14 protein-coding genes are annotated in these 14065 nt (G+C 70.5%); 10 read left to right on the top strand and 4 right to left on the bottom strand.

All coding sequences use genetic code 11. From position 1 onward, the window contains the following. Window positions 1-8: 8 nt before the first annotated feature. Complete coding sequence (locus Hbl1158_RS05930) at window positions 9-551, bottom strand: MGMT family protein (protein ID WP_234299136.1); 543 nt, start codon at window positions 549-551, stop codon at window positions 9-11. 84 nt (window positions 552-635) lie between these two features. Here Hbl1158_RS05930 and trpC point away from each other — a divergent pair, with 84 nt between their 5' ends. The 5 genes from trpC (at window position 636) to Hbl1158_RS05905 (ending at window position 5743) form a co-directional block, all read left to right on the top strand. Further along, a complete protein-coding gene (trpC, locus tag Hbl1158_RS05925; protein ID WP_234299135.1) occupies window positions 636-1445 on the top strand; it encodes an indole-3-glycerol phosphate synthase in 810 nt (269 codons plus the stop codon). Beyond that, on the top strand, window positions 1442-2731 hold the full coding sequence (trpB, locus tag Hbl1158_RS05920; RefSeq protein ID WP_234299134.1) for a tryptophan synthase subunit beta: 1290 nt from the start codon (window positions 1442-1444) through the stop codon (window positions 2729-2731). Before trpC ends, trpB begins: the two co-directional genes overlap by 4 nt. Continuing rightward, window positions 2728-3621: a tryptophan synthase subunit alpha gene (trpA, locus tag Hbl1158_RS05915; RefSeq protein ID WP_234299133.1), complete on the top strand. Its 894-nt coding sequence runs from the start codon at window positions 2728-2730 to the stop codon at window positions 3619-3621. Before trpB ends, trpA begins: the two co-directional genes overlap by 4 nt. 44 nt (window positions 3622-3665) lie before the next feature. Continuing rightward, window positions 3666-4463 (top strand): 2-amino-3,7-dideoxy-D-threo-hept-6-ulosonate synthase, encoded by a 798-nt coding sequence (locus Hbl1158_RS05910; RefSeq protein WP_234299132.1) that lies wholly within the window; start codon window positions 3666-3668, stop codon window positions 4461-4463. A gap of 74 nt (window positions 4464-4537) precedes the next feature. Beyond that, entirely contained in the window at window positions 4538-5743 is a 1206-nt protein-coding gene (locus Hbl1158_RS05905; RefSeq protein ID WP_234299131.1) for a 3-dehydroquinate synthase II, read from the top strand. 51 nt (window positions 5744-5794) lie between these two features. Here the strand turns inward: Hbl1158_RS05905 and Hbl1158_RS05900 are convergent, their stop codons facing one another. Together Hbl1158_RS05900 and Hbl1158_RS05895 are read right to left on the bottom strand one after the other, a co-directional pair. Further along, a complete protein-coding gene (locus tag Hbl1158_RS05900; protein WP_234299130.1) occupies window positions 5795-6169 on the bottom strand; it encodes a hypothetical protein in 375 nt (124 codons plus the stop codon). Window positions 6170-6341: 172 nt separating this feature from the next. Further along, the gene (locus tag Hbl1158_RS05895; protein WP_234299129.1) at window positions 6342-7715 is read right to left on the bottom strand and encodes an NAD(P)/FAD-dependent oxidoreductase; all 1374 of its coding nucleotides are present in this window, start codon (window positions 7713-7715) and stop codon (window positions 6342-6344) included. On the opposite strand from Hbl1158_RS05895, the gene Hbl1158_RS05890 reads away from it, so the two are divergent. The 5 genes from Hbl1158_RS05890 (at window position 7714) to Hbl1158_RS05870 (ending at window position 13184) form a co-directional block, all read left to right on the top strand. Beyond that, a complete protein-coding gene (locus Hbl1158_RS05890; protein WP_234299128.1) occupies window positions 7714-7851 on the top strand; it encodes a hypothetical protein in 138 nt (45 codons plus the stop codon). The two genes, Hbl1158_RS05895 and Hbl1158_RS05890, sit on opposite strands and share 2 nt — an antisense overlap. A gap of 26 nt (window positions 7852-7877) precedes the next feature. Further along, entirely contained in the window at window positions 7878-8141 is a 264-nt protein-coding gene (locus Hbl1158_RS05885) for a hypothetical protein (protein ID WP_234299127.1), read from the top strand. A gap of 64 nt (window positions 8142-8205) precedes the next feature. Next, window positions 8206-8739: a DUF5815 family protein gene (locus Hbl1158_RS05880; RefSeq protein WP_234299126.1), complete on the top strand. Its 534-nt coding sequence runs from the start codon at window positions 8206-8208 to the stop codon at window positions 8737-8739. Between the two features lie 200 nt (window positions 8740-8939). Next, window positions 8940-12293, top strand: coding sequence for a carbamoyl-phosphate synthase large subunit (gene carB / locus Hbl1158_RS05875; RefSeq protein ID WP_234299125.1), 3354 nt, complete (start codon window positions 8940-8942; stop codon window positions 12291-12293). Between the two features lie 210 nt (window positions 12294-12503). Beyond that, a complete protein-coding gene (locus Hbl1158_RS05870; protein ID WP_234299124.1) occupies window positions 12504-13184 on the top strand; it encodes an HD domain-containing protein in 681 nt (226 codons plus the stop codon). A 41-nt stretch (window positions 13185-13225) separates the two neighbouring features. Here Hbl1158_RS05870 and Hbl1158_RS05865 read toward each other — a convergent pair whose 3' ends face one another. Next, a complete protein-coding gene (locus Hbl1158_RS05865) occupies window positions 13226-14047 on the bottom strand; it encodes an NAD(+)/NADH kinase (RefSeq protein ID WP_234299123.1) in 822 nt (273 codons plus the stop codon). Window positions 14048-14065 lie beyond the last annotated feature (18 nt).

The raw sequence follows: 14065 nt of genomic DNA, 5'->3' as shown, positions 1-14065 counted from the left end.
ACGGCCGACTACCGCTCGCGGACGCCCTCGATCGACCGGAGGCGCTCGGCCAGCGAGCCGGGGGTGGCCCCGCCCACGCCGCTCACCCGGTGGTCGGGAACGACGAGCGGGACCGGGTTGGCGGCGAGCGCGGCCCGCACCGTCTCCAGGTCGTCGTCGTCCTCGTGGTCGAGTCCCGCGGTCAGCTTCGCGACCCGACCGAGATCGATCGACTCGCCGTACGGAACGTTGCGGATCGACTCCAGCACCTCGCGCTGGTCGGTCGGAACCGTGATCGCCACGGCCACGTCCGCGAAGTCGTCCTCGTCGCCGGCGAGGTAGTCGCCGATCCGATCGAGCAGCGGGTGATCGGGCCCTGTGTCGCTCGGCGGCGACTCCGGGAAGGAGACGGAGATGACTCGACCGCTCGCGACTCCGATCGCCACGGCGCGCCCGAGCGCGTCGAACTCGCGGGCGAACACGCCGGTGTCGCCGAGGCCGTCGGGACCGTCGCCGTCGCCGGCGTCCACGGCGTTCCCGTCGTCGACGCCGCCGTCCGTTCTCGAGGTCATGCCCGAGTACACGGCCGTCGGGCGCTTCAATCGTCGGTCTCCGACGCAACACTTTTGGTCGAAAGAGCCCATCGATGTACATAGATGAACACACCAACGGAGGATCTCGCGCCGGCGGTGCGCTCTATTCTGTCGGCCGCCGCCGAGCGACCCGGCGGCGACGAGCGCGTCTCCGTCGACGACGCGCGGTCGCTGCCGGCGGCGTTCGCGGCCGCGGAGGCAGACGGGCGCGTGCCGGTCGTCGCCGAGGTGAAGCCGACGAGCCCGACGACCGACGGGACGCGCGAGGACGACCCAGTCGAGCTGGCCGAGTCGATGGTGGAGGGCGGCGCGGCGGCGCTGTCCGTGCTCACCGAGCCGGAGCACTTCGACGGCTCCGTGGAGACCCTCCGGCGCGTCCGCGACGCGGTCGACGTGCCGGTCCTTCGCAAGGACTTCCTCGTCCGCGAGGCGCAACTGGACGCCGTCGAAGCCGACCAGGTGCTCCTCATCGCCCGGTTCGTCGGCGACGACCTCGCGGAGCTGGTCGAGGCCGCCCGCGACCGCGGCTTCCAGCCGCTCGTGGAGGTACACACGCGCGAGGAACTCGCGGCGGCGCTCTCGGCGGGCGCGGACCTGATCGGCGTCAACAACCGCGATCTGGGACGGCTGGAGGTCGACCTCTCGACGTTCGAGTCCGTCGCGCCGGAGGCCCCCGATCGGGTGACGCTGATCGCGGAGTCGGGGATCGCGACGCCCGCGGACGCCCGGCGAATGCGCGGTGCGGGTGCCGACGGCCTGCTCATCGGCTCGGCGATCATGGACGCCGAGGGGGCCGACGAGGCCGACACCGACGGCGACGTCTCTGCCAACACCCGTCGGTTTACGGCCGCGGAGACGGAGGGAGAGATATGAGCAGCGAGAGCGAACGGGGCGAGCCCGCGGACGGCGAGTGGGCGTCCGCCGGCGACGGAAAGTTCGGCCGGTACGGCGGCCAGTACGTCCCCGAGGCGCTGATGCCCGCGATCCAGGAGCTGACCGACGCCTACGAACGGTACGTCCTCAACAACGAGGACGGCTTCATGGACGAGTTCCGCCGGCGCATCCGCGACTTCGGCGGTCGACCGACGCCGCTGCAGCGCGCTGACCGCCTCTCCGAGCGTTACGACACCGAGGTGTACCTGAAGCGCGAGGACCTGCTCCACGGCGGCGCGCACAAGCTGAACAACGCGCTCGGGCAGGTGTTGCTCGCGAAGTACATGGGCAAGGAGCGCATCATCGCCGAGACCGGCGCGGGCCAACACGGCACCGCGACGGCGATGGCGGCGGCGCACCTGGGCATGCCCTGCGAGGTGTACATGGGCGAGCGCGACATCAACCGCCAGCGCCCCAACGTCTTCCGGATGAAGATCAACGGCTCGGAGGTGACGCCCGTGACGACGGGTCGCGGGACGCTGAAGGAGGCCATCTCCGAGACGATGCGCGACTGGGCGACGAACGTCGAGGACACCCACTACGTCATCGGGAGCGTCGTCGGACCGCACCCGTTCCCGCGGATGGTCCGCGACTTCCAGGCGCTCATCTCCGAGGAGGCGCGCCGCCAGGTGAGAGAGAAAGCGGGACGGCTTCCGGACTCGGTCGTCGCCTGCGCGGGCGGCGGCTCGAACACGATGGGATCGTTCCACCACTTCGTCGGCGACGCGGACGTGGACCTGTTCGCGGTCGAGGCCGGCGGCTCCTCGCTAGCTGTCGATGAGGAGGAGGGCGTCGCGCCCAACTCCGCGTCGCTGTCGACGGGCACCGAGGGCGTGCTCCACGGCGCGCGAACGAAGCTCCTGCAGGACCACGACGGCCAGATCGTCGAGAGCCACTCCGTCTCCTCGGGACTCGACTACGCCGGCGTCGGTCCCGAGCTGGCGCACCTCGTCGACGAGGGGCGCGTCACGCCGGTGAACGTCGACGACGACGCGGCGATCGAGGGGTTCCACCGCCTCTCACAGGAGGAGGGGATCATCCCCGCGCTGGAGACGGCGCACGCGTTCGGCTACCTCCACGAGCACCACGACGAACTCGGCGATGTGACGGTGATCAACGTCTCCGGCCGCGGCGACAAGGACCTCGACACCGCCATCGAGGAGACCGCGAAGCGCGACGTGGCGAACGCCCCCGACATGTCGATGTTCGAGGGGGGACTGCGATGAGCGACGCCGTCGACGACGAGGGCGACGACGCCGACGATCCCGCCGTCGACGACTCCGTCGCCGACGCGTTCGCGGACGGCCCGGCGTTCGTCCCGTACCTCGCCGTCGGCGACCCGGACTACGAGTCGTCGCTGGCGTACGTCGAGGCGCTCGAACGCGGCGGGGCGGACGTGATCGAACTCGGGCTGCCCTTCTCCGAACCGATCGCGGAGGGGCCGACGATCCAGAACGCCGTCGTCCGCGCGCTGGAGGCGGGCATGACGCCCGAGCGCTTCTTCGAGTTCGTCGAGGACCTCGACGTGGACGTGCCGCTGGTGTGCATGACGTACTACAACCTCATCTACCAGTTCGGCTCCGAACAGGGCCCGCGCCCGTTCGTCGAGAGGGCGGCCTCGGTCGGCATCTCCGGGTTCGTCGTCCCCGACCTGCCCGCGGAGGAGGCCGGCCCGCTCCGAGAGGCGTGCGACGAGTTCGGGCTCCATCTGATCTCCATCGTCGCGCCGACGACCGACGACGACCGACTGGGGACGCTCGTCGACGTCTCCTCGGGCTACCTCTACGTGCAGGCGCGGCTGGGCGTCACCGGCGCGTCGTCGTCCGTGTCGGACCGAACGGGGGAGTCGCTGGCGCGGCTCTCGGGGGTCGATCTGCCGAAGGCGGTCGGTTTCGGTATCTCCTCGGACGAGCAGGCGGCGACGGTCGTCGAGGCCGGGGCCGACGGGATCATCGTCGGCTCGGCGCTGGTGGACATCGTCGCCGACGGCCACGAGCGAGGGGAGTCGACCGAGTCCGTCGCCGACCGACTCGAGACGAAGGCGCGCGAACTGAAGCGGGGTGCGCTGGACGGATACGGGCGACGGCCGCCGGCACCCGAAGGTACATCCGATTGAGCCGTTCGCAAGCCATTTAGGCCCGATCACGCCATACCACACCAATGGAACACGCCGGACTCGCCGCACGCATGAACCGCATCTCGACGGACGACCGAATCGTCATGATTCCGATGGACCACGGGATCACGCTCGGGCCCGTCGAGGGCCTGCGCGACATCGAATCGACCATCGACGCCGTGACCCGCGGCGGCGCGGACGCCGTGCTGACGCAGAAGGGGATCGCCCCCCGCGTCCACGACAACACGAACGGCGCGGGCTACGTCGTCCACCTGAACGCGGGTACCTCGATCGGGCCCGACAGCAACGACAAACGCCCGACTGGGACGGTGAAGGGGGCGATCCGGGCGGGCGCAGACGCCGTCTCGATGCACATCAACGTCGGGTCGGACTACGAGCCCGAACAGATGACGTTCCTCTCGGAGCTGTGTGAGGAGGCGGGCGACTACGGCGTCCCCGTGCTCGCGATGGCGTACGCCCGCGGCGCGAACCTCGAGGGCGCAGACCCGGAACACGACGCAGAGAACCTCGCACACGCCGTCCGTCTCGCCGAGGAGTGCGGCGCGGACCTCGTGAAGACGGCCTACTCGGGCGACGCCGACAGCTTCGAGCACGTCTGCGAATCGACGCGGCTGCCGGTGATCATCGCCGGCGGGTCGCCCTCCGGCGACCTCCAGACCTTGAAGGACGTGCGCGGCGCGATGGACGCCGGCGCGGCGGGCGTCTCGATGGGTCGAACCATCTTCCAACACGACGACCCCGAGGCGATGACCCGGGCGGTGTCGGGCGTGGTCCACGAGGACGCCGACGCCGAGGACGCCCTGTCGGCCTCGGGGCTGTAGGGCTCGAGCGTCGCGGCGAACGGCTCGTCGCCGTATCCGCCACGTTAAAGCGCCGCCCGCGAGTGCGACCGACAATGACACGAACGCGGTCCGTCTGGATCCGCGCCGACGACGCCGTCGGCGACTGGGACGCGCGACGACGCCGGATCACCGCCGGGCTCGAGGCCGGCGTCGACTGGGTGCTCGTCGACGAGCGCGACGTGGCGAAGGTGCGCGAGCTGGGTGACGTGAACGTCGCCGCGTTCCGTTCGGACGCCGACGTGGACGTGATCGACGACGCCGAGTCAGGCGACGACGCCGGCGACGAGGCGGTCGCGGACGCCTACATCGTCGGCAAGGACGGCGAGGGCGACGGCACGATCGACCTCCCGTCTGACTTCTCCGGGTCGGCGGACCTGTCGACGCTGCGCCGGAGCGACAACCGCGCGCAGGGGGCGTTCGTCCGCATCTTCGACGAGGAGTACGAGGCGTTCGCGGAGGCCGCCGCCCGCGACGCGGAGTTCGTCGTCGTCGCGAGCGAGAACTGGCAGATCATCCCGCTCGAGAACCTCATCGCGCGTATCGGCGACGACACCACGCTCGTCGCGGGCGCGACGACCGCCGAGGAGGCGAGGACGGCCTTCGAGACGCTCGAACTCGGCGCGGAGGGCGTCCTGCTCGACACCGACGACCCCGACGAGATCCGCAAGACGATCGAGGTTCGCGACGAGGCCGACCGCGAGCAGTTAGACCTGACGACCGCGACCGTCACGGCCGTCGAGCGCGCCGGCTCGGCCGACCGCGTCTGCGTCGACACGGGGTCGATCATGGATCACGACGAGGGGATGCTCGTCGGGTCGATGAGCAGGGGGCTGTTCTTCGTCCACGCAGAGACGGCCGACTCGCCGTACGTCGCCTCGCGGCCGTTCCGCGTCAACGCCGGCGCGGTCCACGCGTACGTCCGCACGCCCGACGGCGGCACGAAGTACCTGAGCGAACTCCGCTCGGGCGACGAGGTGCAGGTGCTCGACACCGACGGGCGGACGCGGGAGGCCGTCGTCGGCCGCGTGAAGATCGAGAAGCGCCCCATGTTCCGCGTGCAGGCGGAGATCGAGACCGACGACGGCGAGACCGACCGGATCGAGACGCTCATCCAGAACGCCGAGACGGTGAAGGTCGCCACCGCCGAGGGGCGCACGGCCGTCACGGATCTCGCCGAGGGCGACGAGGTGCTCGTCCACTACGAGGACGTGGCACGCCACTTCGGCGAGGCAGTCGAGGAGTCGATCATCGAGCAGTAAGTCGGTCCCCGGCTCGGTGCGTCCGCGGACCCCGCTTCCCGGTCGGGCGTCTCACTCCTCGACGTAGTCGAACTCCACCGAGCAGAACCAACAGAACTCGATCGACAGATCCACCGGTCGCCCGCAGCGCGGGCAGGTGACCTCGCCGGGGCTGGCCTGCCGGCGCGCGAGGACGTACGCGTCCGCGACGGACATCCCAAGCACGACCGCCAGCGCGACGGCGACCCCGCCGTCGGGCCACGATCCCGGGACGACGCCGGGCGCGACCGCGCCCGCGACGCCGGCGTCGTGGAGTCCGGCGACCGTGAGCGCCGACCCGACGAGCAATGCGAGCCACGCGACGCCGCGCGTCCATCGCCGGAGGTAGGCGTGGCCGAGCGCAGGCACGACCGCCAGCGCCGCCGCCACGACCGGGCGTCGTTGCATGCCCGCAGGAAGCGGAGCCACCGACAAGAATGTTCTCTCCGGCCGTCAGACGGCCGTCCGCCGTGAGGCGGTCGCCCGTCCGCGGGGGGTGAGCCGTGGCGTCCGGTGGGGTCGTCGCGGTCGCACCCGCACCGAAACCGCGAGTACGACTCGAGACCGACGCCTCGTCGAGTCACTCTCCGAGGATCCGGTCGGCGCACTCGTAGCCGGCGACGACGCCGCCGTTCAGGCTCCGCTCGGGGTACTGCGCCTCGCTGGCCATCCCGGCGTAGTAGAGGCCGTCCGCGACATCTTCGCGCAGGTCGTACGGAACCACCATGTCGAGGTACCCCCGTTCGTAGATCGGAGCCGCGCGGGGGGCGCGAGCGATCCGGAACTCCGAGACCGCATCCCGGTCGAACTGGGGGAACATCTCGGCGATGTGGGCGAGCCATCGCTTCTCCACCTCGTCGTCGGTCGCGTCCCAGAGCCACTCGTCGCGCGACTGGACGTAGCTCGCGACGTACAGCAGGTGGTCGCCGCCGTAGCGCTCGGGCGGCACGAAGTTCGTGTGCTCGATGAGCGCGCCGAAGGGGGCGTCGTGGGCGACGTTGAGCCAGTAGGTGTCCGTCAGCGACTCCTCCAGCGTGGCGACCGCGCAGACGGCTCCCTGGAAGTCGATCTCGCAGGCGTAGCCCGTGAGCTCCTCCAGCACGTTCGGCATCGTCGCGACGACGACGCCGTCGACGGCCTCGGTCCGCTCCTCCCCGTCGCGTTCGACAGTAATCGCCGAGACGGCGGCGTCTTCGCCGCCATCGTCGCCGGAGTCGCTGGCGCGGTCGCCGTCGCGGCGATCGTCTCCGGCGACCGCGAGGTCGGTGACGCGGGCGTCCGTCTCGATGTGCTCGCGCCCCACGTCCTCGACGAGGGCGTCGATGAGGGGGGCGAAGCCGCCGTCGAAGTAGCCGAGGATCTCCCCGCGGAGGAGGTCGCGCTCGCCCCGGAACTTCACGCGGCCGAGCAGCCACGCAGCGCTCACGTCCTCCTTACGGCTCCCGAACTTCGCGTCCAGCAGCGGCTCGAAGAAGTTCTCGTACACGCCGCGGGAGGTGTGTTCGAGGAGGAACTCCCGGATCGGCACGTCCTCGAAGTCCGCGAGGTCGTCGTACGTGTCGAAGGAGGGGATCCCGCCGCGCACGTCGACCTCGAGGGTGAGCATCCCGAGACGGAACTTGTCGTACACGCTCATGTGCGGGTACGCGAGGATCTGCCACGGCGTGTCAAGCGGGTGTACGACCCCGTCGACGTAGTAGGCGTTCTTCCCGACGAGCCACTCGAGTCGGTCGCCGACGCCCAGATCCTCGGCCAGTTCGACGATGGTCTCCTCGGACTTCGAGAGGTGGTGGTAGAACTGCTCGATGTCGTCGCCCGCGGTCTCGTAGGTGCGCGCGAGCCCCCCGAGCGCCTCGGGGCCTCCCGCCTCGTACACAGTCACCTCGCGCCCGTGCTCGCGCAGGCGGCGCGCGGCGGCCAATCCCGCGATGCCGCCGCCGACGATAGCGATCATGCCGGCGACTCCGCGACCGCGGGGCAAGTCGCTTGTGATGCGCGCTATCGGTCTCGGAGCGGGTGACGACGGCGACCGCGACGGCCACGACGGCGACCGCGACGCCGACACGGGTCCGACGCGGCAACAACCCTGAAGCGGACTGCGCCCGAACGAGGACTCATGTCCGACGACATCAGCGTCGACATCGAGGTGGAAGTGGAGGTCGACAGCGACGAACTGGAGGTCGAGGTCGACGACGCCCGCGAGTTCGAGGCCGAACTGGAGGTCGAGGGGCTGGAGATCGAGGTGGAAGCCGAGATCGAACGCCACGGGACCGCGGACAGGGAACACGAATCGGTCGACGACGAGCCCGAACACGAGGCTGCCGTCGACGCCGAACCGGATCCGGACGCCGACGAGCCCGAACACGAGACGCTGGAGTAGCCCCCTCGGCGACGGCGTCGCCGGCGAACGCGCCTTTTACCCGCGACCGGATCGAAACCGGAGTATGAGCGAACCGCGCGTCCCCGGCGGCGGGGACGACGACGTGGAGTTGCCGTGCGGGCAGACGCGGCCGCTGTCCGTGTTCGACCTGGGGATGCGCGAGTACGACTGCGCCTGCGGCGCGAGTCACGCGGTGGTGACCGACGTGAATCCGCCGGAGCGGTTCCTCCCGGAGTTCCTCGTGTCGACGCTGCGCGGGGCCGTCGAGACGACCAGCGAGGAGATGCCCGAGTTCGGCACCCCCCACCTCATGGGCGTCGTGCTTGAGGAGTTCCCCGAGCGCGTGACGGCAGTCGATGCAAGCGAGAGCCCCGATATGGGCTACTCGATGCTGTGGGTCACGGGATTCGACTCCCGCAGGCTCCACGAGATCATCGTCGAGTTGGTGATCGAACTGATGGAACACGCCGTGAGCCACGCCGACGACTCGACGGCGATGACGGAGTTCGAAGAGCAGATGCTCGAGTTCGACGTGAGCGAGTTCGTCGAGCAGTACCGCGCGGAGCGGGACCTTGACGCCGACGACGTGTACGCGTAATTCGCGACGGTTCGGGACGACTACTGTCCGGTCGGTTCCGTAGCTGCGGGAGTCGTACCCGGGAACGACCGGGACGGGCACGGAACCGTGACAGCGACCGCGACGTGTGTCACACGGCCGCATTACGAATTTCGTAAATCAGCTACGAAAATCGATGTGTTCCGTCGACCTTATTACGATGAGCGCACTCGATGGCGGTAATGAGTCAGGACACCGACGGGGAGGACCGTACTATCCTCCTCATCGGCAGCGGGCCCATCCAGATCGGACAGGCGGCCGAGTTCGACTACTCCGGCGCGCAGGCGTGTCGCGCGCTCGCGGAGGAGGGCGCGCGAGTCGTCCTCGTCAACTCCAACCCGGCGACGATCATGACGGACCCGGAGATGGCGGACAAGGTGTACATCGAGCCGATCACCACCGAGGCGATCTCGGAGGTCATCGCGAAGGAGCAGCCCGACGGCGTCATCGCGGGCCTCGGGGGACAGACCGGTCTCAACGTCACCGCCGAGCTGGCCGAGGAGGGCGTGCTCGAGGAGCACGACGTGGAGATCATGGGGACTCCCCTCGACACCATCTACGCGACCGAGGACCGCGACCTGTTCCGCCGGCGCATGGAGGAGCTGGGCCAGCCGGTCCCCGCCTCGACGACCATCTCGATGGACGAGGGGGAGTCGGTCGAACAGCTGACCGAGGAGGACCTGCGCGAGCGCGTCGAGGACGCCGTCGACGCCGTCGGCGGCCTCCCGGTCATCGCGCGCACGACCTACACCCTCGGCGGCAGCGGGTCGGGCGTCGTCGACGAGATGGAGGAGCTGCTCGACCGCGTGCGCAAGGGCCTGCGCCTCTCGCGCAACTCCGAGGTGCTCATCACCGAGTCCATCTCCGGGTGGGTCGAGCTGGAGTACGAGGTGATGCGCGACGCGGACAACTCCTGTGTCATCATCTGCAACATGGAGAACCTCGACCCGATGGGCATCCACACGGGCGAGTCGACCGTCGTCACGCCCTCGCAGGTCATCCCCGACGACGGCCACCAGGAGATGCGCGACGCCGCGCTCGAAGTGATCCGCGACCTGGGGATTCAGGGCGGGTGTAACATCCAGTTCGCGTGGCGCGACGACGGCACCCCCGGCGGCGAGTACCGCGTCGTCGAGGTGAACCCCCGCGTGTCGCGCTCCTCGGCGCTGGCGTCGAAGGCGACCGGCTACCCCATCGCCCGCGTCACCGCGAAGGTCGCGCTCGGCAAGCGCCTCCACGAGATCACCAACGAGATCACCGGCGAGACGACCGCCGCCTTCGAGCCGGCCATCGACTACGTCGTCACGAAGGTGCCGCGCTGGCCCATCGACAAGTTCGAGGAGACCGACTTCACGCTCTCGACGGCGATGAAGTCGACCGGCGAGGCGATGGCGATCGGGCGCACCTTCGAGGAGAGCCTCCTGAAGGCGCTCCGGAGCTCCGAGTACGACCCCGCCGTCGACTTCGGCGACCTGGAGGACGACGAACTGACCGAGCAGTACCTCGAACGCCCGAGCCCCGACCGGCCGTACGCGATGTTCGAGGCGTTCGAGCGCGGGTTCTCGGTCGAGGAGGTCGTCGAGGCGACCGGCATCTACGAGTGGTACGTCGAGCGCTTCCACCGGATCGTCGAGGCGAGCAAGGAGGTCGTCGACGGCGAGTTCACCGAGGCGGCGACCGCGGGCTTCACGAACGCGGAGATCAGCGCGCTCGCGGGCAACGTCTTCGAAGACTCCAGTCTCACGTGGCTTCCGGAGACCCGCGGCGCGTGGCGCACCGCGGGGGCGACGGAGGCGGCCGCCGCCGGTGCCGCCGGCATCGAGACCACGGACGACGGGATCCCGGTCTCCGCGGCCCGCGCTGGGGTCGGCGAGGTCGAGGCGAACGTCCCCGGCCGGACGTACAAGCAGGTCGACACCTGCGCCGGCGAGTTCGAGGCGTCGACGCCGTACTACTACTCCTCGCGCAAGCCCGAGTGGTTCTCCGGACCCTACGAGGGCGACGCCGCCGCGGGCGAACTGCGCGTCGACCGTGACGCCGAGAGCGTCGTCGTCGTCGGCGGCGGTCCGATCCGCATCGGACAGGGCGTCGAGTTCGACTACTGCTCGGTCCACGCTGTGCGCGCGCTGCGCGAGCAGGGCATCGAGGCGCACGTGGTGAACAACAACCCCGAGACCGTCTCCACCGACTACGACACCTCCGACGGGCTGTTCTTCGAGCCGATCACGGCCGAGGAGGTCGCCGACGTGATCGAGGCGACCGGCGCGGACGGCGTGATGATCCAGTTCGGCGGGCAGACCTCGGTCGACATCGGCGAGCCGCTGCGCGACGAACTCGAGCGCCGCGGCGTCGACTGCGACATCATGGGCACCTCCGTCGAGGCGATGGACCTCGCGGAGGACCGCGACCGCTTCAACCGCCTCATGGACGAGCGCGGCATCGCCCAGCCCGAGGGCGGCAGCGCCACCAGCGAGGAGGAGGCGCTGGAACTCGCGCGCGAACTCGGCTACCCCGTGCTGGTCCGCCCGAGCTACGTGCTTGGCGGGCGTGCGATGCGCGTCGTCGACGACGACGCGGAGCTGAAGGAGTACATCGAGGAGGCGGTGCGCGTCTCGCCGGACAAGCCGATCCTCGTCGACGAGTTCCTCGACGACGCGGTCGAGCTCGACGTGGACGCCGTCTCCGACGGCGAGGACGTGCTCATCGGCGGCGTGATGGAGCACGTCGAGGCCGCGGGCGTCCACTCCGGCGACTCGGCGTGCGTCATCCCGCCGCGCTCGCTGGACGAGGAGACGATGACCCGCGTGCGCGAGGTGACCGAGGAGATCGCCGACGCGCTCGACACCGTCGGACTCATGAACGTTCAACTGGCCGTCCGCGACGGCGAGGTGTACGTGCTGGAGGCGAACCCGCGCTCCTCGCGGACGGTCCCGTTCGTCTCGAAGGCGACGGGCGTCCCGATCGCCAAGCTCGCCGCCCGCGTCATGGCCGGCGAGCGCCTGGCCGACATCGGCGTCGAGGAGGCCGTCCCCGAGCACTTCTCGGTCAAGGAGGTCGTCCTGCCGTTCGACCGCCTCCCCAACTCCGACCCCCGCCTCGGCCCCGAGATGAAGTCGACGGGCGAGGTGATGGGCACGGCGAGCGACTTCGGCGTCGCCTACGGGAAGGCGCTCGACGCCGCGGGACAGCGGCTCCCCGACGGCGGCACGGCCGTCCTCGAGACGGTCGGCGACAGCCTCCCGCTGCGGGGCACCGAGGAGTACGAACACCTCCGCGCGGGCATCGAGGAGTACTACGAGATCGGGGCCGTCGCAGACGTTGAGGAGGCGCTGCGCCGCGGCGAGATAGACCTGCTCGTCAGCGACGAGGTTGACGCGCTGCGCGCGGCCGTCACCGAGGAGGTCGCGTACCTCTCGACGACCGAGTCGGTCGAGGCGTCGCTGGAGGCGCTGGCCTCACGCGCGGCCGGCGAGGACCTCGACGTGCTCGCCGTCTCAGAGCGCCCCCGCCACGCGGAGAACTGGGGCGGCGACTGAGCGGAGACGACCGACTGAGCGGCGACGGCCGACTGAGCGGCGACGGCCGACTGAGTGGCGACGGCCGACTGAGTGGCGACGGCCGACTGAGTGGCGACGGCCGACTGAGTGGCGACGGCCGACTGAGTGGCGACGGCCGACTGAGTGGCGACGACCGGCGAGAACTCGGTCTGCGACCCGCTTTTCACGCTCGTGCGCGAACCGCCGTCCGTGACCGACGACGGTACATCCCGACCGACGGCCGACCACCTCCCCGACGACCTCGCCGAGGTGTTCCCCGCGTACGCCGAGATCGGCGACGACGACCTCCGCGACGGCGTCCGCGACGCCTACGCGTTAGCGCTCGCGGAGACCGACTGGACCGACCTCGCGGCGGTCCCGTGGCTCCCGGACGAACAGGCACGCCTCGGGCTCCCCGATGAGACGAACGTCACACACGTCAACGACGTGACGGCGCTGGCGACCGCGCTGGCGGACGCCCTGACCGATCGCCGCCCCGGTCTCGGACTCGACCGCGACCTCGTCGTCGCGGGCGCGCTCGTCCACGACGTCAGTAAACTGTACGAGTTCGCACCCGACCAGGGCGGCGACGCCGGGTCAACGAGGAGTGCGGAGGGATCAGACGCCGACTGCGAGAGCGAGGGACCCGCGGTCCGACCTGGCGACTCGGTCGCCACCGAGTACTACGACCTGCTCGGCCATCCCTACGTCGGCGTTCACGTCTGTGAGGCGGCGGAGCTGCCGGTCGCCCTGTCACACGTCGTACTCTCCCACACCGATCGGACGACGGTCGAGCCTGCGACGCCGGAAGCGGTCGTGGTGAAGCGCGCAGACGAGGTCGCCGCCGCGGCGATCCGGTCGCGGGCGCTCGACGACCTGCGCGACGCCTGAATCGCCCGCGAGCCGCGCGACCCGGGCCCGGGCACCCCGAGCTACTCCAGCTTTCCGAGCGCCTCGAAGAAGTCGGCCGCGGGGCCGGCGAGCCTGACCGGCGGCTCGGTCGTCGACACCGTCACCTCGGCCGGGACGTCGACGGACCGCTGTCCGCGGCCGTCGGTGATGACGACGCCCTCCTCGGCGTCGGTGAGGGTGACGCTCACGGTCGCGTCGGGCGCGACGACCAGCGGCGGCATCCCCTCGTCGGCGCACATCTCGTTGATCACGAGCCCGTCCACGTCCGGGTGGACGAGCGGGCCGTCCTCCGAGAGGTTGTACGCGGTCGACCCCGTCGGCGTCGACACGAGCACGCCGTCGGCGTGGCCGCTGGAGTACAGCGAACCGTCCACGCGGAGTTCGTAGCCGACGCCGCCGCCGCGACCGCGCCGGCGACCCTGCACGACGATCTCGTTGGCCGCCGGCTCCGAGCGCCAGCCCTCGCAGGCGGCCGCGAGCCGCGGGGACTCGCGCACCTGCATCCGGCCCTCGCGGAACGCCTCCACCTCCGCGAGGACGGCGTCGACGGCCTCCTCCGGCGGGACGGCGTTGAGAAAGCCGACCTCGCCGAGGTTGACGCCGAGGATCGGGACCCCGCCCGCGCCGCGGGCGGCGAACAGGAAGGTGCCGTCGCCGCCGATGGAGACGACCAGGTCGACGGCGTCCATCTCGTCGGGGGGAACCCCCGACTCGTCGAGGGCCTCGGCCGTCGCCTCGTCGATCGAGACGGTCACGTCGGCCTCGCGGAGTCGCTCGCGTAGCGCCCCCGCGAGGTACGCCGCGCGACCGTTCCCTCGCTGGGCGACGATACCCACGTCCATACCCGCCCGTCGCCCGCC

Source organism: Halobaculum sp. CBA1158 (assembly GCF_021431925.1).
Classification (GTDB): domain Archaea; phylum Halobacteriota; class Halobacteria; order Halobacteriales; family Haloferacaceae; genus Halobaculum.
Note: the sequence above shows the minus strand (reverse complement) of the source record. Positions and strands in the feature narration are given on the sequence as shown.